This is a genomic window from Frigoribacterium sp. AC394 (assembly GCF_979258095.1).
This window is the reverse complement of record NZ_OZ409834.1, coordinates 3056773-3073976: the sequence shown is the minus strand read 5'-3', so window position 1 is coordinate 3073976 and position 17204 is coordinate 3056773. Positions and strand designations below refer to the sequence as shown.

15 protein-coding genes are annotated in these 17204 nt (G+C 72.0%); 6 read left to right on the top strand and 9 right to left on the bottom strand.

The window, feature by feature from the left end:
* Positions 1-51: 51 nt before the first annotated feature.
* The 3 genes from ACZZY9_RS14325 to ACZZY9_RS14315 all read right to left on the bottom strand — a co-directional run bounded on the left by ACZZY9_RS14325 (position 52) and on the right by ACZZY9_RS14315 (position 3664).
* Entirely contained in the window at positions 52-2343 is a 2292-nt protein-coding gene (locus tag ACZZY9_RS14325) for a HelD family protein (protein ID WP_463464690.1), read from the bottom strand.
* 107 nt (positions 2344-2450) lie between these two features.
* A complete protein-coding gene (locus ACZZY9_RS14320) occupies positions 2451-3290 on the bottom strand; it encodes an aldo/keto reductase (RefSeq protein ID WP_463464578.1) in 840 nt (279 codons plus the stop codon).
* A complete protein-coding gene (locus ACZZY9_RS14315) occupies positions 3290-3664 on the bottom strand; it encodes an FKBP-type peptidyl-prolyl cis-trans isomerase (RefSeq protein ID WP_192060110.1) in 375 nt (124 codons plus the stop codon). Before ACZZY9_RS14315 ends, ACZZY9_RS14320 begins: the two co-directional genes overlap by 1 nt.
* Positions 3665-3843: 179 nt before the next feature.
* Here ACZZY9_RS14315 and ACZZY9_RS14310 point away from each other — a divergent pair, with 179 nt between their 5' ends.
* Positions 3844-5160 (top strand): MFS transporter, encoded by a 1317-nt coding sequence (locus ACZZY9_RS14310; protein WP_463464577.1) that lies wholly within the window; start codon positions 3844-3846, stop codon positions 5158-5160.
* Between the two features lie 52 nt (positions 5161-5212).
* On the opposite strand, the gene ACZZY9_RS14305 is transcribed toward ACZZY9_RS14310, so the two are convergent.
* Positions 5213-6586, bottom strand: coding sequence for a PrsW family intramembrane metalloprotease (locus tag ACZZY9_RS14305; RefSeq protein ID WP_320478010.1), 1374 nt, complete (start codon positions 6584-6586; stop codon positions 5213-5215).
* A gap of 73 nt (positions 6587-6659) precedes the next feature.
* On the opposite strand from ACZZY9_RS14305, the gene ACZZY9_RS14300 reads away from it, so the two are divergent.
* Positions 6660-7802, top strand: a complete 1143-nt coding sequence (locus tag ACZZY9_RS14300) for a YihY/virulence factor BrkB family protein (RefSeq protein ID WP_463464576.1) — start codon at positions 6660-6662, stop codon at positions 7800-7802.
* A 148-nt stretch (positions 7803-7950) separates the two neighbouring features.
* On the opposite strand, the gene ACZZY9_RS14295 is transcribed toward ACZZY9_RS14300, so the two are convergent.
* The 4 genes from ACZZY9_RS14295 to ACZZY9_RS14280 all read right to left on the bottom strand — a co-directional run bounded on the left by ACZZY9_RS14295 (position 7951) and on the right by ACZZY9_RS14280 (position 12715).
* A complete protein-coding gene (locus tag ACZZY9_RS14295) occupies positions 7951-9468 on the bottom strand; it encodes an aspartate ammonia-lyase (RefSeq protein ID WP_192060104.1) in 1518 nt (505 codons plus the stop codon).
* A 127-nt stretch (positions 9469-9595) separates the two neighbouring features.
* On the bottom strand, positions 9596-9805 hold the full coding sequence (locus ACZZY9_RS14290; protein WP_463464575.1) for a hypothetical protein: 210 nt from the start codon (positions 9803-9805) through the stop codon (positions 9596-9598).
* Positions 9802-11082 carry an anion permease gene (locus tag ACZZY9_RS14285; RefSeq protein WP_463464574.1) on the bottom strand — a complete coding sequence of 427 codons (1281 nt, stop codon included), beginning with the start codon at positions 11080-11082 and terminating at the stop codon, positions 9802-9804. The genes ACZZY9_RS14290 and ACZZY9_RS14285 overlap by 4 nt, the downstream gene beginning before the upstream one ends.
* A 91-nt stretch (positions 11083-11173) precedes the next feature.
* On the bottom strand, positions 11174-12715 hold the full coding sequence (locus ACZZY9_RS14280) for a carboxylesterase/lipase family protein (RefSeq protein ID WP_463464573.1): 1542 nt from the start codon (positions 12713-12715) through the stop codon (positions 11174-11176).
* A gap of 144 nt (positions 12716-12859) precedes the next feature.
* On the opposite strand from ACZZY9_RS14280, the gene ACZZY9_RS14275 reads away from it, so the two are divergent.
* The 3 genes from ACZZY9_RS14275 (at position 12860) to ACZZY9_RS14265 (ending at position 16245) form a co-directional block, all read left to right on the top strand.
* A complete protein-coding gene (locus ACZZY9_RS14275; RefSeq protein ID WP_463464572.1) occupies positions 12860-14608 on the top strand; it encodes a cation:proton antiporter in 1749 nt (582 codons plus the stop codon).
* A gap of 66 nt (positions 14609-14674) precedes the next feature.
* Positions 14675-16006: an ABC transporter permease gene (locus ACZZY9_RS14270; protein ID WP_463464571.1), complete on the top strand. Its 1332-nt coding sequence runs from the start codon at positions 14675-14677 to the stop codon at positions 16004-16006.
* An 11-nt stretch (positions 16007-16017) separates the two neighbouring features.
* Positions 16018-16245 (top strand): hypothetical protein, encoded by a 228-nt coding sequence (locus ACZZY9_RS14265; protein WP_192060091.1) that lies wholly within the window; start codon positions 16018-16020, stop codon positions 16243-16245.
* Positions 16246-16255: 10 nt separating this feature from the next.
* Here ACZZY9_RS14265 and ACZZY9_RS14260 read toward each other — a convergent pair whose 3' ends face one another.
* Positions 16256-16765, bottom strand: coding sequence for an 8-oxo-dGTP diphosphatase (locus ACZZY9_RS14260; protein ID WP_192060089.1), 510 nt, complete (start codon positions 16763-16765; stop codon positions 16256-16258).
* Positions 16766-16821: 56 nt separating this feature from the next.
* Between ACZZY9_RS14260 and ACZZY9_RS14255 the strand changes: the two genes are divergently transcribed.
* Positions 16822-17172 (top strand): hypothetical protein, encoded by a 351-nt coding sequence (locus tag ACZZY9_RS14255; protein ID WP_192060087.1) that lies wholly within the window; start codon positions 16822-16824, stop codon positions 17170-17172.
* The last annotated feature ends 32 nt before the right edge of the window (positions 17173-17204 follow it).

Sequence of the window (17204 nt, the reverse complement as noted above, 5' to 3'; positions counted from 1 at the left end):
CCCTCGTCGGCCGGTGAGGGTCGCCCTCGTCGGCCGACGAGACGCGCCTCGTCAGCTGACGACGGTCAGACGCTGGGTGGGGCGCGTCATCGCCACGTACAGGCTGGCGTTGCCCCGCTCGGCACCGGTCCGGATGCGCTCGGGGTCGACCACGACGACGGAGTCGAACTCGAGGCCCTTCGCGGTCGCCGGGCTGAGCACCGAGACCGGCTTGGTCAGCGAGGCCGTGCCCGCGGCGACCAGGCCGGGCAGCGCCGCAGACAACGCGTCGACGAGCGTCGCGACGGCCTGCGCGGGGGCGACGACCGCGAGGGTCCCGTCGCCGTCGATCTCACGGTCGGCCCGGACGGCCTCGACCGTGGCGCGGACGAAGTCGTCTCTCGAGGAGGCGCCGGTCACCTCGAGCACCGGCCACTCGCTCGAGCGCACCGACCTGCTCGGGGTGATGCGCAGACCGGTCGCCTTCGCGACGTCCTCGGCGTACTGCACGATCTGCGTCGGGGTCCGGTAGTTGACCGTCAGCTCTTCGAGAGTCCATGGGGCGCTGGTCGGGGCCTCGGTACCGCGACGACGACGACCCAGGAGGCTCTGCAGGGCGCGGTCCCACGAGTCGGCCGACGCCGGGCTCGACGCCTGCGCGATGTCGCCGACGACGGTGAACGACCGCAGCGGGCACCGACGCGACAGCAGACGCCACTGCATCGGCGAGAGCTCCTGCGCCTCGTCGACCACCACGTGGCCGAAGGCCCAGGTGCGGTCGCCGGCCGCCCGCTCGGCCGTGGTCATCGAGGCGGCCCGCTCGGCGAATCCGCCCGCGATCTGCTCGGCCGACACCATGCCCTCGACGCCCATGTTCTCGATCGCGCGCTCGGCGTTCTCGATGTCGCGCTTGCGCTGCTGCTTGCGCGCCAGCTTGTCGGGGTCGACGCCGGCCTGGAACTCGCCGAGCAGCTCGGCCGCCTCGTCGAGGAGGGGGACGTCGGAGATCGTGAACTCCGAACCCCGGGGGCGCTGCAGCAGGGCGCGCTCGGCGGGGCTCCAGCGCGGGGTCAACGACGCCAACCAGTTCGGCCGGGCGTAGAGGTCTTCGACGAGCTTCTCGGCCGAGAGCGGCATCCACGCCGTGTTCAGCAGCACCCGCACGTCGTACGACTGGCGGATGTCCTCGCGGAGCACCGCCTCGTCCGATTCGTCGACGGTCGTGCCGTGCTCGCGCATCTGAGCGACGAGCAGCCGGGTGAGGGCCGTCAGGGCGCCCTTGTTGAACGTGACGCGGGCCTCGTTGTGCGGCTTGCCCCGTTCTTGGGCACGACGCATCGCATCGCCCACGAGGTCGGGCTGGACGACGAGGCGCTCGCCGTTGATGTCGATCGTCGTCGACTCGGTCGGGCGCACCTGCCGCGAGCGGACCGCACGGCGGATCAGATCGGCCATCTCGGCGCGGCCCTTGACGGCCGCCGTCTCGGGCGCGTCGTCGAGCTGGGTCTCGAGGCCCGGGTAGAGACCGCCGAGGCTCGACAGCACGACGCCGCTCTCGCCGAGCGACGGCAGCACCTGCTCGATGTACCGGAGGAACGACCGCGACGGGCCGACCACGAGCACACCCGAGCCGCGGAGGCGCTCACGGTGCGAGTAGAGGAGGTACGCGGCGCGGTGCAGCGCGACGGCGGTCTTGCCGGTGCCCGGCCCGCCCTGGACGACGAGCACACCGTCGAGCGGCGCGCGGATGATGCGGTCCTGTTCGGCCTGGATGGTCGCCACGATGTCGGTCATGCGCCCGGTGCGCTGCGCGGTGAGGGCGGCCATGAGCGCGCCCTCGCCCTGCAGCTGCACGTCGTCGCGGTCGAGCAGGTCGGGGTCGAAGACCTCGTCCTCGAGCCGGGTGACGGTGCGCCCGTCGAGGGTCAGGTGACGCCGGGCCCGCACGCCCTGCGGCGTCGCCGCGGTCGCCTGGTAGAAGGCGGCCGCACCCGGCACGCGCCAGTCGAGCAGGATCGGGTGGTGCGACCGGTCGCGGAGGCCGATGCGGCCGATGTAGCGGTACCGACCGCCCTCGCCGGCCTCGGCCGGGGCGTCGACGTCGCCGCTCTGACCGAGCTCGTCGGGCTCCTCCAGCTCGAGGCGCCCGAAGGCGAGCCGCTCGTCGACGGCGCCGAGCTGCGCGATCGTGTCCTCGTAGAGCCGCGCGTACGAGTCGCGCTCGCTGCGGCTCTGGTGATTGCCCCCGACGGTCTCGCGCCGCACGGTCTCGAGACGCCCTCGGGCGTCGGCTTTCAACTCGTCGAGTCGCGAGTAGAGCGTGCCCACGTAGGCGCGTTCGCGGTCCAGCTCAGAAGACAACAGTCACTCAACCCTTCGGGAAAGTCGGCGTGTCAGTCTACCTGCCGCCGGACGACCGAACGCCCCCGCCGGGTGGCTGGGGGCGCTCGGTCGACGCGGCGGAATGCCGGTCAGAACTCCTCGTGGCTCTCGGGGTCGCCGTCCCACAGCCGACCGCGCTCGAGGCCGCTGATGGCCTCGACCTCGGTCGCCGACAGCTCGAAGTCGAAGACGTCGAGGTTCTCGCGCTGGCGACCGGGGTCGGCGGACTTCGGCACCGGGACGGCGCCGAGCTGGACGTGCCAGCGGAGCACGACCTGCGTCGGGGTCTTCCCGTGCGCGGCGGCGATGTCCGTGATGGCCGTCTCGCTGAGCAGCTCGCTCTGCTTCGCGAGGGGGCTCCAGCTCTCGGTCACGATGCCCATGCGCTCGTGGACGGCCCGGAGGCCGGCCTGCGGGAAGTACGGGTGCAGCTCGATCTGGTTGACCGCCGGCACGACGCCGGTCTCGTCGGCCAGCCGCTGGAGGTGAGCCTCGGTGAAGTTCGAGACGCCGACGGACGAGACGAGGCCGTCCTCCTGCAGCTTCACGAACGCACGGAACGAGTCGACGTACCTGTCCACCCGCGGCAGCGGCCAGTGGATCAGGTAGAGGTCGACCCGCTCGAGGCCGAGGGTGCCGAGGCTCTCGTGGAAGCTCGCGATGGTCTCGTCGTAACCGTGGTGCCGACCGGGCAGCTTGGTCGTGATCACGAGCTCGTCGCGGGGCACGTCGACCCGTCGGACGGCCTCGGCCACGGCGTCTTCGTTGCCGTAGTTCAGCGCCGTGTCGATCAGGCGGTAGCCCGACTCGATGGCCGTGGCGATCTGCCCGGCGCCCTCGGCGCCGTTCATCCCGTACGTGCCGAGCCCGAGGCTCGGCAGGGTGCGACCGTCGTTCAACCCGACGGAGGGTGCCGGGGCCGCCGTCATCAGCTGACGCCGAGCAGGTCGATCACGAAGATGAGGGTCTTGCCCGAGAGCGAGTGACCGCCGCCGGCGGGGCCGTAGGCGAGGTGCGGGGGGAGGACGAGCTTGCGACGTCCGCCGACCTTCATGCCGGGGATGCCCTCCTGCCAGCCGAGCACGAGCGCCGCGAGCGGGAAGTTGATCGGCTCGCCGCGGCTCCACGACGAGTCGAACTCCTCGCCGGAGTCGTACTCGACGCCGAGGTAGTGCACGTTGACGGTCGAGCCGGCCGTCGCCTCGTCGCCGTCGCCGACGGTGATGTCGACGATCTGCAGCTCGGTGGGGGCGGGGCCCTCGGGGGCGTCGATCTCGGGCTTGATGCTGGGGTCGTGAGTCATACCGACCATCCAACCACCGACGGACCCGACCAGACGAAGGAGGGTCGACCGCTCGTGTCCTCCCTGCGAGGCTCGAGTGGTCGACCCACCGTCCGTTCGCACCGAGATCTGCTCATCGATGCGAACGAATGGACGATACCTCCGCTCACGGGCCGCGCAAAATCGACGATGATGGAGTCTTGTCCACTCCTCCCGGCGCACCGCGACGACCCCTCTTCGTCGACCTGACGCCCCTCCGCGCGAGCCCCGCGTTCGCCCGGCTCTTCGTCGGCAACACGGTCAGCGGCATCGGCACGCAGCTCACCGTCGTCGCCGTCGGCCTCGAGGTCTACGACATCACCCGCTCGACCTTCGCCGTGGCCCTCGTCGGCGTGTTCTCGCTCGTGCCGATGATCGTGGCGGGCCTCTACGGAGGGATGCTCGCCGACGCGTTCGACCGCCGGAAGGTGGCTCTCGTCGCGGCCGTGTTCGCCTGGCTGTCGACGGCGGCGATCGCGCTGCACGCCTGGCTCGGGGTCCGCGAGGTCGCACTGCTCTACCTGCTCGCCTGCGTCAACGCCGTCGCCGGGACGATGATCGCGACGTCGCGGGCGGCGATCGTTCCCCGCCTGCTGCCCCCGCGCCTCCTGCCGGCCGCCGCGGCCCTCGGCGGCATCGGCACCGGCCTGATGCTGACCGTCGGCCCCGCTCTGGCCGGGGTGCTGGTCGCGGGGGTGGGTTTCCCGCTCACGTACAGCGTCGACGTCGTGCTCTTCTCGTTCGCCTTCGTCGGCATCCTCACGCTGCCGCCCATCAGACCCGAGGGCGAGACCAGCCGACCCGGTCTGTCGTCGCTCGCCCAGGGCCTGCGGTTCCTGCGGAGCTCGCCGAACATCCGCACCACGTTCGTCGTCGACCTGATCGCCATGACCTTCGGACAGCCACGGGTGCTGTACCCGGTCGTCGGAACCCTGGTGATCGGAGGAGGCGCGGTGACCGTCGGAGCCCTCACCGCCTCCTACGCCGTCGGCTCGCTGCTCAGCAGCGTGTTCTCCGGCCGTCTGGGGCAGGTGCGACTGCAGGGCCGGGCGGTGAACCGCTCCATCGCGGTCTACGGCGCGTTCATCGCGGCGTTCGGGGTCGTCCTGGCGCTGACGCCGATGCGAGCCGGCGGCGGTCTCGGCGACGGTCTGGCCGACGCCCGACCGGTCGCCCTCGCCGCAGCCGCCATCGCCCTGGCCGGGGCGGGCGCGGCCGACAACGTCAGCTCGATCTTCCGCTCGACGATCCTGCAGGCCGCGGCGCCCGACACGATGCGCGGCCGCCTGCAGGGGATCTTCATCGTCGTCGTCACCGGCGGGCCCCGCCTCGGCGATCTCTTCGTCGGACTCGTCGCCGCGGTCGGCGTCGCCTGGCCCCCGCTGCTCGGCGGAGCGCTCGTCGTCGTCCTGCTCGGGGTGGTGGCCCGACTGACGCCGTCGTTCCGTCGTTACGACGCGACCGCGCCGACGCCCTGAAGGCGCGCGCGGCGGGACGACCGGCGCGGTCGGCGAGGGAGGTGCGCGGTCGTCACCACTGCGGAGGCAGCGGACGCCCCCACTGGTCGTAGTACACCGGCTGCCGCCCCCGGTCCGCGCCGTCGTAGCCGCTGCCCATCGGGCGCCCCGATCCGTCGACCCAGGGCGTGCCGTCGGGCCGCGGCGCGTGATCGGCGAACGCGGTGACGGGCGCCTGCAACGCGGCTCGGCTGGCGCCGAGCGCCTGCAGCAGCTCGGCCTCGTCGCGGCCGGCTACCGCGTCGCGCTCTCGGCGCCCCTTGAGCATCCGCTGCCGGGTCGACGCCAGCCGGGTGGCGTCGGACACGAAGCGCTTCATGGCGGGGCCGAGGCCGTTCGCCGCGGCCCAGCGGCGGGCGCGGCGACGCCCGGCGGAGGTCGAGAGCATGGCGACCTCGTCGGCGCTGAACCAGCCGACGGCCGCGTACTCGGCGAGGCGGGCGTGGGTGGTGCGGCGCTCGCTTCGGCGCAGGAAGATGACGAGCCCCACCATGGCCACGAAGATCGGCACCTGCACGAGCAGGTAGTAGGCGAAGAACGCCCCGCCGACGACGATGAGCGCGCCGTTCCAGAGGGCGTGCAGCGCGATGGCCGGGACGAGACCCGCGAAGAAGAAGCCGATGGCGCCGAACGGGCCCGTGCGGCGGACGGCGTAGCCGAGGGCGACGCCGGTGCAGGCCGTGTACATGACGTGGGCGAAGGGCGACATGATCGCCCGCACCAGGAACGTGAACACGAGCCCCTGACTGCCGGTCGCGAGGTCGTCGGCGACCTGCACGGCGAAGTACTGGATGTTCTCGACGAAGGCGAAGCCGGCCGCGACCGTGGCGGCGTAGACGATGCCGTCGACCGGGCCGTCGAAGTGGCGGCGGAAGATCCAGAGCACCAGCAGCACCCCGAACCCCTTGGCCGCCTCCTCGACGAGGGGCGCCTGCACGACCGCCCCGAAGAGATCGGCCGAGTCGCCGTCGGCGAGACCGAAGACCGCCCGGACGTTACCGACCACGATGTCGACCACGAGCGCGGTGCTCACGGCGACGGCGGCGCCCCAGAGGAACGCGAACAGCAGCGCGACCCGGGGCTCGGGCTCCCACCGGTCGACGAGCCAGATGCCGACCAGCACGATCGCGAGCGGCACGAAGGCGAGCAGCGCGCCGGCCGCGATCAGCGACGGGCGGAGGAAGATCAGGAAGTACACGACCACGGCGAGCGCGAACACCCCGATGACGGTGAACCCGACCGCGAGCGCCACCGTGCTCGCGACGCGGGGCCGAGGAGGCGCGGGGCGACTGAACACCGGCTGCACCGGGTACCACACCGGCTGCGGGTTCGGCGTGACGATCGACGACCTGGGGTGGTCATGGCCGCGGGGATCGTTCCAGGTCATGCCTCGACCTTAGGGGCAGCCGGGATCGGCCGAGCTGCCGGGGCGGGTCACGGGCCGGCGGTATCCTCGGGGGATGTCGTCGACCCGGTCCCTGCCCGAGGACCCGACGATGCTCCGCTACGTCGTCATGCGGGTCTGGCACGACTTCCTCCGGCACCGCACGATCGATGCGGCGGCCTCGCTGACGTTCTTCGCCCTGCTCGCCCTGGTGCCCACGGCCCTGGCGCTCGTGTCGGGCGTCGCCCTGTTCGTCGACGACGGACGTGACGCGGTCGAGGAGATCCTCGTGGTCGCGAGGTACATCCTCACGCCGAACGCGGTCGAGTCGCTGCGCAGCCCGCTCGAGCAGATGCTGAGCCTGTCGAGCCCGGGGCTCGCGTTCGCCATCGGCCTGTGGCTGACCCTCTGGTCACTGTCGGCATACGCCACGGCGTTCGGTCGGGCGATGAACACCGCCTACGAGGTCGAGGAGGGGCGACGCATCTGGAAGTTCCGCGGCCACATGATGATCGTGACGCTCGTGCTGATGGTCTCGCTCGCGCTGATCGCGGTCATCCTGCTGGTGACCCCGACCCTCAGCGACGCGGTCGCCGGTCGTCTCGGCATCGGCCGGCCCTGGACGGACCTCTACAACGTGCTCAAGTGGCCGGTGCTGGCCGCCCTCGCCGTGCTGTCGGTGGCCGTCCTCTACTTCTTCACGCCGAACGTCCGACCGCCTCGCCTGCGCTGGGTGTCGTACGGCGCCATGGTGGCGCTCGGCGGCTGGGCGCTCGCGACCGCGGGCTTCGCGACCTACGTGCTGACGGTCTCCAACTACGACCGCTTCTACGGCTGGGTCGGCGGTGTCGTCGTCGTGCTGCTCTACGCGTACATCAGCAACTTCGTGCTGATCATCGGGGGCGAGCTCGACAGCGAGATCCTCCGCATGCGTCAGCTGCGGCGAGGGGTGAAGGCCGAGGAGGTCATCCCGCTGCCGATGCGCGACACGGCGCGCAATCACATCCTGGCTCGCAACCTCGCCTGGGACATCCGGGTCGGCAGGGCCATCCGGGAACGGTCGCTGCGCGAGAACGGCGGAGTGCTCGACCCGGACGAGCTGCGGCGGCTGCACCTGCGCTCCGAGCACGGGCAGGCGGCGGCAGACGCCGAGCGGGAGCACGCGGCGGAGCGCTCCGAGCAGACAGACACGACCAGCCACGCGCCCTCGACCCCCTGATCGGAAGGCTCCGGTCGGGAGGCTCCGGTCGGGAGACTCCGGTCGGCAGGCTCCGGTCGGGAGGCTGGTGTCCGCAGGAGGCGCGGTGCTGGTCCGACCGGCACCGCGCCTCCTTCGCCGCCGTCGCCTTCGGCCTGCCGCGCCCGCCTCAGCCGGCGGTCTCGTCGGCGGGGTTGCGCGCCCCGGCCGAGTTGGCCGCCCGGGCGACCGCCGCGGCGGGGTCGTCGACGTCGATGATCGGGATCGAGCTCGTGACGGCCTCGAGCCCCGAGAGGCGCGCCGGCGACAGGACCTTCTGCACCTGCGCCTCGCTCATCAGGCCCGCGGCGACGACGAGCGCCGAGATCGAGCCGTTGGTGGTCAGCGCCGTGTGGGCGATCGCCGCGGCGGCCGCGTAGCCGATGTAGGGCGTGAGCGCCGTGACGCTGCCGACGTTGGTGTCGACCTGCTGGCTGAGCCGCGCACGGTTGGCCTCGATGCCGTCGACGCAGTTGACCCGGAGCGTGCGGCAGGCGTAGGTCATCCACTGCAGGCTCTGCATCACCGAGTGCGTGATGACCGGTTCGAAGGCGTTCAGCTGCAGCTGACCGGCCTCGGCCGCCATCGTGACGGTGAGGTCGGCCCCGGCCACCGAGAACGCGACCTGGTTGACGACCTCGGGGATCACGGGGTTGACCTTGCCGGGCATGATCGACGAGCCCGCCTGGCGGGGCGGCAGGGTGATCTCGCCGAGGCCCGCCTGCGGCCCGGACGACAGCAGCCGCAGGTCGTTGCAGATCTTCGAGAGCTTGATCGCGCTGCGCTTGAGGGCGCCCATCAGGGTCATGAAGACGCCCGTGTCGCTCGTCGCCTCGATGAGGTCCGGTGCGGTGACGAGGTCCATGCCCGACAGCTCGCCGAGGTGGCGGCGGACGGCCTCGGCGTACTGCGGGTCGGCGGTGATCCCGGTGCCGATGGCGGTCGCGCCCAGGTTGATCTCGCCGAGCAGCGGCACGACGTCGCGCAGCCGCTGCACGTCTTCGCCGAGGGTGTGGGCGAAGCCGACGAACTCCTGGCCGAGGGTCATCGGCACGGCGTCCTGGAGCTGGGTGCGACCGACCTTCAGCACGTCGTGGAACTCGGCGCCCTTCGTCGCGAACGACGTCGCGAGCAGGTCGAGCTCGTCGAGCAGGCGGCGGAGCGTCAGGACCATGCCGATCTTGATCGACGTCGGGTACGTGTCGTTCGTGCTCTGGCTGCGGTTGACGTCGTCGATCGGGTGCAGCCGCGCGTAGTCGCCCTTCGCGTGACCGAGCAGCTCGAGCGCCCGGTTCGCGATGACCTCGTTGCTGTTCATGTTGGTCGACGTGCCGGCGCCGCCCTGGATGACCCCGACCGCGAACTGGTCGTGCAGGGCCCCGCCGCGGATCTCGACGCACGCGCGCTCGATGGCCTCGGCCTTGGTGCGGTCGAGCACGCCGATCTCGACGTTGGCGCGGGCCGCCGCCTGCTTGACGAGCGCGAGGGCGATGACGAGGTCGGGGTAGACCGAGATCGGCCGTTGCGAGATCGGGAAGTTCTCGAGCGCGCGAGACGTGTGGATGCCCCAGTAGGCGTCTGCGGGGACCTCCCGACTGCCCAGCGAATCGGTCTCGGTGCGGGTGGCTGCTGCTGTCTCGTGCGTCACGGGTGGTGCGCCTCCGGTCGTCAGTCGGGCCCGGTCGTCGTCGATCGGGCGGTGACCACGACTGTACCGGCGCGGGCACTCGCGGGGCGGCGGGCCGAGGAGGCGCGGGGCGGCTCCGCCCGACGGTTCAGCTGTGGAGGGCGGGCACGATCAGGTAGATGCCGAACAGGACGCCGAGCGCGCAGACCACGAAGCAGGCGTATCCGCCGATCGTGCGCACCCGTGTGCGGTCGTCGACGGCGAGCAGGCGCAACCCGAACGAGTAGAGCGACACCAGGGCGGCGGCGGAGAAGAGCGCGACGAGCGCGACCACGACGAAGGCGGACCAGTCGATCATGAGCGCACCTCGTCGTCGGGGGTGGAGCCGCCACGCGTCGCGGTGGGGGCCGGTGGATCGTCCATGCGGACGAACGGCGCCTCGACACCGGCCGCAGGCGTGTCGACGCGTCCGCGGCGGTCGGCCCGGCGGGCCCGACGCCGCGAGAGGACGGACGTCGCGGCGACGTCGACCTCGATGGCCGAACCCTGGTCGTGCGGCCGACGGCGCGAGACGATGAAGATGCCGGCGATGACCGCCGCGCCGACGACGGCGTCGATCACCAGGCCGGGGAGACCCCACGACGCGACGAACGCTGCGACGGCGCCCACCGCGGCGGACGCCGGGAGCGTGATGAACCAGGCGACGACGATCTTGCCGGCCGTGCCCCACTGGATCTTCGAGCCGCGGCGGCCGAGACCGGCGCCGATGATGGAGCCGCTGGCGACCTGCGTCGTCGAGAGGGCGAAGCCGAGGTGGCTCGAGGCGAGCACCGTGGCGGTCGTGGACGCCTCGGCCGAGAAGCCCTGCGTGGGCTTGACCTCGGTGAGTCCGCCGCCCATGGTCTGGATGATGCGCCAGCCCCCGGTGTAGGTGCCGAGCGCGATGGCGAACGCGCAGACCACGACGACCCAGAACGGCGGGCCCGAGTCGGGGGCGAGCAGGCCGCCCGCGATCAGCGTCAGGGTGATGACGCCCATGGTCTTCTGCGCGTCGTTCGTGCCGTGCGCCAGGGCGACCAGCGACGAGGTGAAGATCTGGCCGTAGCGGAACCCGCCGCGCTCGCTCTTATCGTCGCGCCGTCGGGTGATCGTGTAGGCCAGGCGCGTCGCCGTGTACCCGACCACCCCGGCGATGAGCGGTGCGAGCAGCGCCGGCAGCACGACCTTCGACAGGACGACGCCGAAGTCGACCGCGCCGAGCCCGGCGCCCACCAGCGCGGCGCCGATCAGGCCGCCGAAGAGCGCGTGCGACGAGCTGGACGGCAGACCGCGCAGCCAGGTGAACATGTTCCAGACCACGGCGCCGATCAGCCCGGCGAAGATCATCTCGGGGGTGATCAGGACTCCCCCGTCGCCCTCCCGGATGATGCCGCCCGAGACGGTCTTGGCGACCTCGGTGCTGAGGAACGCGCCGACGAGGTTCAGCACCGCGGCCACGGTGACCGCGACCCGGGGCTTCATCGCCCCGGTGGCGATCGGCGTCGCCATCGCGTTCGCGGTGTCGTGGAACCCGTTGGTGAAGTCGAAGAAGAGGGCCACCGCGATGACCAGGACGACGATGAGCGTGATATCCACCGGCTGAGTGTCACAGCTGGGTGAACGGCGGTCAACTCGGAGGTGGCCGGGAGGTGTCTCGCGGGCGGTCCCGAGCGGTGGCCTTCGGTCGTCAGACGTGCGGCACGAACTCCTGCCAGGCACGGCGGCGCTCGCCCCGGGGATCGTGCTCGACGCGGTCCCGCACGTCGATGATCAGGGTCCGACGACGGAACGGGTCGTAGGTGGGCCAGCCCTCGACCGACCCCGTGCGGACGAATTCGAGCCACCGTGCGCGGGTCCGCGCCGAGGCCCGCACGAACGCACGACGCCCGCCGAGCAGGCTGAGCGCCCAGCCGAACGGGGAGCGCATCCGGTCGTAGACGCCCCAGAGCTCGAGCCCGTGGAACGCGTCGAGACCCGCGACCCGCAGGATGCGCGTGGTCGCGTCGAACCGGTAGAAGCGGACGGGCTGGTGCACCGCATGCCGCTCGGCCACCTTGACGCTCGGGAACCAGAACGCGAAGTCCCCGCCGAAGTCGAGGGCGGCGGGGCGCGACGGGAGCCCCGGGTAGTGCTTCTTGATCTCGCGTCGCGACTTCTTCTTCGTCGCCGCGAAGATCGCCCGGATGCGCGGCTTGGTCGTGGCGAGGATGTCGCGTCGCCCCGTGAAGACCGAGCCCTCCCGGTCGTTCGTCCCGATGATCAGCGGCACGGGATGCGCCCGCCCCGCCTTGAACGCGTCGAGGGGGCGCTCGGGCAGGAACGCGCCGTCGATGACGGGGCTGAAGCAGATCGTTCCCGGGTCCTCGTCGGGGATCCTCAGCTGCAGCTGACTCGCGGCCCGGACGATCGCCCCGGTCGGCGCGACGGCGAGCAGCTCGGCCGCGTCGTCGACCGAGGTCGACTCGAGGTCGTCGTCCCGCAGGGCGTGGGTGAGGATCTCGAGGAACTCCCCCGCCCAGCGCCGGGTGACCTCGGGCGGGTAGACGGCGTTCGGCGGCGAGCTCTGAGCGATCACCCCGGCGAACAGCCCGCGAGCGCGCGGCACCGTCATGAGAGTCGTCACGGCGTTGCCGCCCGAGCTCTCGCCCGAGAGCGTCACGCGATCGGGGTCGCCGCCGAACGACCGGATCGCGTCGCGGATCCACTCGAGGGCGGCGACCTGGTCGCGCAGCCCGAGGTTCGACTCGAGCGGGTGCTCGGGGGTGGCCCAGTGCGTGAAGTCGAGGTAGCCGAACGCGCCCAGCCGGTAGTTGAAGCTCACGTAGACGATGCCGCCCTCGCGGACGAGCGTCTCGCCCTGCCTCGGGTGCTCGCGCGACGATCCGACGCTGTACGCGCCTCCGTGCACGAAGACCAGCACGGGCAGGTCGTCTCCCGCGGCGCTGCCGTCGGGCGCGATCACGTTGATCGTGAGGCAGTCCTCGCTGAGCGGCGTCGTCGCGTCGACGCCGACGAACTGCACTCTGTCCTGCGGGGCGGCGGGCCCGAACCGGGTCGCGTCGCGGACGCCCGCCCAGCCCGGGGCGGGCTCGGGGGCTCGGAACCGGAGGGGCCCGACGGGAGGCGCGGCGTAGGGGATCCCGCGCCACGCGACGACGCCGCGCTCGCGGAGTCCGCGGACGGACCCCTGCGGGATCGTTCGGACGAGGTCGTCGACGGGGGCGCTCACCCGACGATGCTACGAGGGCGGAGGCGCCGGCTCGGCCGCGTTCATCCGACGTTCTCCTAGCGGCGCGCTGACAGGATGGAGGCATCTCCTTGCAGTCGCTGCATTCGACGCGGCTGCCCGACACGACGGGACGGTCGCCTCCGCATGGAACTCGCCGAGCTGCTGATCATCCTCACGGGCTCTCTGATCGTCACCGCCTTCGCCCGCTGGCGCGGCCTGCCGGCCCCATTGCTGACCGTCGGCGTCGCGCTGCTCGTCTCGCTGATCCCCGGTGTGCCCGACGTCGAGATCGACTCGGAGCTGATCCTGACGGTGGTGCTGCCGCCGCTGCTCTACTCGGCCGCCCTCGACGTGTCGCTGCTCAACTTCCGCGAGAGCCGGGCCCAGATCGCACGGCTGGGCGTCGGCGCCGTCGTCGTCACCGCCTTCGCCGTGGGCGGCGTGGCGTACCTGATGATCCCCGACATGACCCTGCCGGCCGCACTGCTCGTCGGGGCCGTGGTCGCGCCTCCTGACGCGGTGTCGGCCGCCGCCATCGGGCGGAGGCTCGGCCTGCCCCGCAAGGTGATGACCGTGCTGTCGGGCGAGAGCCTCATCAACGACGCGGCGTCGCTGACGCTCGTGAAGGTGTTCCTCGCCATCGTCGGCGGGGCCAGCCTCACGGTGTGGGACGACCTCGGCATCTTCGCTCTGGCGATCGGGGTCGGGGTGGCCGTCGGTCTCGTGCTCGGCTTCGTCGCGCACCGGGTGCGGATGCGCATCGACGACCCGGTCATCGAGAACGTCATCGGACTGCTCCTGCCGTTCGTCGCCTACATCACGGCGGAGGAGCTCGGCGGGTCGGGCGTGCTCGGCGTCGTCGCCGCCGGGCTCTACGTCGGCTTCAACTCGCCGCGGACGGGCTACGCGACCCGGCTGCAGGAGCGCCCGTTCTGGTCGGCGGCGGACGTCGTCCTCGAGGGCTTCGTCTTCGCCCTCATCGGGCTGCAGCTGCAGGCCGTGGTGCTCGACGTCGCCGACAGCGAGCGGGGTCTCGGGCAGAGCGTCGGGGTCGCGCTCGCCGTGCTCGCGGTCGTCGTGCTCGTCCGGCCCGTGTTCGTCTTCGGCAGCCACTACGCCGCGCGCGCCGCCCGCTACGTGTTCCTGTCGCCACTGCTGCGGAGGCTCCGCAGGGTGCCCGCGCTGCGCAGGGCCCGGGCCGCGCCCGCTCTCCGCGCGGTCCGCTACCGGCCGCAGCCCCGCATGGACTGGCGGCAGCGCACGGTCATCTCGTGGACGGGCATGCGCGGCGTGGTGACGCTGGCCGCGGCCGTGTCGATCCCCGCCGTCACCCAGTCGAGCATCGCGGTTCCCGCCCGAGACACGATGTTCCTGATCGCGTTCATCGTGACCGTGGGGACCCTCCTGATCCAGGGGCTGACCCTGCCCGTCGTGATCCGCGCCCTCGGGGTCCGCGACGAGACCCAGCGCGACCGTGACCTCGCAGCCGAGCTCGAGATCTTCGCGACCAGCACGGAGGAGACGATGGCGTACGTCGAACGCCGCCGACCCGTGTGGGAGGAGCGCTGGGGCGCGGAGCTCACCGACCGCGCCGTCCGCTCGACCACCACGCGTCTGCTGCGTCAGAACGAGGCCCTGCAGCGCACCGCGGTCGACGACGCCGACGAACGCGAGGCGAACGGCCCGACGGACGACCAGGCCCGCAGGAGGCGCGAGGCACCGCACGCGATCGGCACCATCCGTCGGGAGCTGCTGGCCAAGCGTCGCGAGGTCGTGCTCCGCGAACGCGACGCGGGCAACCTCGACGAGGAGGTCATGCGGCGGGTGCTGCTCGGGCTCGACGCGGAGGAGCTCGCCATGGACACCTCGGCGCTCGCCAGCACGAGGTCCTGAGGGCGTCGACGGGCGGAGACCGCGGCGTACCCTGGAGGACGGCGGACGAGGCGAGAGCAGGCGGCAGTGACGGACACGACGGCGGGATCGACGACGGGCGGATCGGCGGGAGGCGCGGCGGACGACGGCGCGGGCGGCGCGGACCCAGCCGGTCGGGCCGGGCCCGGCCGCTTCCGTCGGTGGTACTCGACCCTGCACCCGTCGCTGCAGCTGATCGGGCTGCAGCTCTGGCTGCCGCTGTTCTTCATCGTCGGCTTCTGCCTCTGCTACATCGCGGCGTTCCATGCGCCGCATCCGCACGACGTGCCGGTGGCGATCGTCGGCTCGTCGTCCGAGCTGCAGACGACCCTCGACGAGCGGCTGCCCGGCGCGATCGAGCTGCGCTCGTACGACGACGTGGCGGAGGCGCGGTCGGCCGTCACGAGCGGTCGCGTGGCGGTCGCCTACGATCCGGGCGACGACGCCCTCTACACGGCGAGCGCGCACCAGTACCAGGTCGCCGCCCTGATCCCGGCCATGCTGACGCCGGTGATCGAGGCGGAGGGGGCGGCGGCGCCCGCGGTGACCGACCTCGCCCCGCTGCCCGCCTACGACGAGTACGGCACGGTCTCGCTCTACCTGATGCTCGCCTGGTGCATCGGCGGCTACATGGTCGCCATGTTCATCGGGCTGATGGGCGCGCCGCTGCGTCACCGCACCCGCACGACCGTGATCGTCGTCGGCGGGGCGGTCATCTCGCTGATCACGAACGTCCTGGCCGGGCCGGTGGTCGGCGCCGTGCAGGGTCACTTCCTCGAGCTCTTCCTGCTGGGCTGGGGATGGATCATCGCGATCGGCCTCGCCGTCAACGGCATCAGCTACTTCGTCGGTCGGTTCGTCGCCCTGCCCGCGATGATCGTCTTCGTCTTCCTGTCGATGCCGGCCTCGGGCGGGGCCTACCCGTCGTGGTTCATGCCCCAGCCGTTCGCCTGGCTGAACAACGTCGTGGTGGGCAGCGGCATCACCGAGATGCTGAAGCGGGCCCTCTACGACGTCGGCCCCGGCTACGGTCGCGGACTCACGATGATGCTGGCCTACGCGGTCGCGGGGGTCGTGCTGATGGTCACCGGCAAGAAGTGGTGGGAGCGACGTCGGATCCGCCGCATCGTGACGGGTCGCACGACCATGTTCGCGGACGCCCAGAACGCGAACCGCGACTTCCTGGTCGCCGAGCGCGACGAGGTGCTGCGACGCCACGGGCTCGTCTCGACCGACACCGGCACGATCAACACCGTCGGCGTCGACGAGCGCGGCGACCTGGACGACGGCACGTCGGGCGACATGTTCCTCGGTTCGCCCGGCGGCCTCGAAGACGACACCCTCGACACGCGGCCGATCCCGACGAGACCCCGCCGGTAGGCTGACCGGTCGTGAACCGATCCGCCCTGCACCGCCTGCTCGTCGCGGTCGTCGTCGTCCTGCTGGTCGCCGCCGCCGCCCTCTACGTCCTGAGCGTCACGCTCGCACCGGGCGGCCGTGACGTCGCCGGTCTCTTCGTGGGCTACGCGTGGGGCGCGGTCGTGCTGGCCGTGCTGGTCGGCGTGGTCGACTTCTTCGTCCGCTCGAGCGGCTCCCGGTCGCACCGCGGCGAGCGCTGACCCCGGCCGATCAGGCGGACGGAGCGCCGACGGGCGGCATGCCGTCGGGCAGAGGCCGATCGGAGGCGACGCTCGCGAGGTCCTCGCCGAAGGTGAACTCGTGCGAGACGGCGCCGCCGGCGAGCACGGCCGGGAGCCACGCGCGCGCGTCGCTCCACATCTCGTCGAGCGGCAGATCGTCGAGCGCGAACCAGGCGGGGGCGAGCTCGTCGCTCTCGACGGGCTCGCCCGACCAGCGCGTCGTGACGAAAACCGTCGAGCGCTGACTCCACGACTCGCGGTGCGGGAACAGATAGAGCAGATCTCCGCGGCGGTCGAGGTCGCCCGGCTGCACGACCACACCCGCCTCCTCCGCGATCTCGCGGACGATCGCGTCGAGCGCCGACTCCCCCGCCTCGAGCTTGCCGCCGAGACCGACGTACCGCCCCGTGCCGAGACCGCGCTTCTTGCGACCGAGCAGCACCTCCGTCCGCCCCTCGACCCTGCGGAGGAGGTAGGCGACGCACACTCGGTAGACCATGCGCCGAGGCTAGCGGCCCCGCGACCGTCGAGGCGCTCGCGCGTAGGCTCGTCCGCATGCCCGAGACACCCGACGCGCCCCGAGGGGGCGTGCCCGAGTTCCGTGGGGCCGGTCGCAGCCTCGAGGTGCTGCGGGCCGAGGCGCACGACGAGCTCGCGGCCCTGATCGAGCTCCGGTGCCGCAACGGCGAGGACCCGTGGGACGTCATCCCCGGTCTGCCCACCGTCGACGAGCAGGTCGTCATCTCGATCCGCGCCGCGGCGCGAGGCGTCGACGGGGTGCCCGTCGCGGGCGGGCTGGGCACGACCGACGAGCTGAGGTTCCTCCGGACGGTCGCGCTCTGGCACCCCGAGCTGTCGCGCGCCGTGTGGTCGCTGATGGGCCGGATCGACGCCGCTTCGCACTGAGCGCCCACCGCGGCCTTCAGTAGGGTTGGCGG

Bases quoted from the DNA above. Each gene is read 5' to 3' on its own strand.
- ACZZY9_RS14320 (WP_463464578.1), bottom strand. From the start codon at position 3,290: ATGACGGCGGCCCCGGCACCCTCCGTCGGGTTGAACGACGGTCGCACC.
- ACZZY9_RS14315 (WP_192060110.1), bottom strand. From the start codon at position 3,664: ATGACTCACGACCCCAGCATCAAGCCCGAGATCGACGCCCCCGAGGGC.
- ACZZY9_RS14305 (WP_320478010.1), bottom strand. From the start codon at position 6,586: ATGACCTGGAACGATCCCCGCGGCCATGACCACCCCAGGTCGTCGATC.
- ACZZY9_RS14300 (WP_463464576.1), top strand. From the start codon at position 6,660: ATGTCGTCGACCCGGTCCCTGCCCGAGGACCCGACGATGCTCCGCTAC.
- ACZZY9_RS14290 (WP_463464575.1), bottom strand. From the start codon at position 9,805: ATGATCGACTGGTCCGCCTTCGTCGTGGTCGCGCTCGTCGCGCTCTTC.
- ACZZY9_RS14275 (WP_463464572.1), top strand. From the start codon at position 12,860: ATGGAACTCGCCGAGCTGCTGATCATCCTCACGGGCTCTCTGATCGTC.
- ACZZY9_RS14260 (WP_192060089.1), bottom strand. From the start codon at position 16,765: ATGGTCTACCGAGTGTGCGTCGCCTACCTCCTCCGCAGGGTCGAGGGG.
- ACZZY9_RS14255 (WP_192060087.1), top strand. From the start codon at position 16,822: ATGCCCGAGACACCCGACGCGCCCCGAGGGGGCGTGCCCGAGTTCCGT.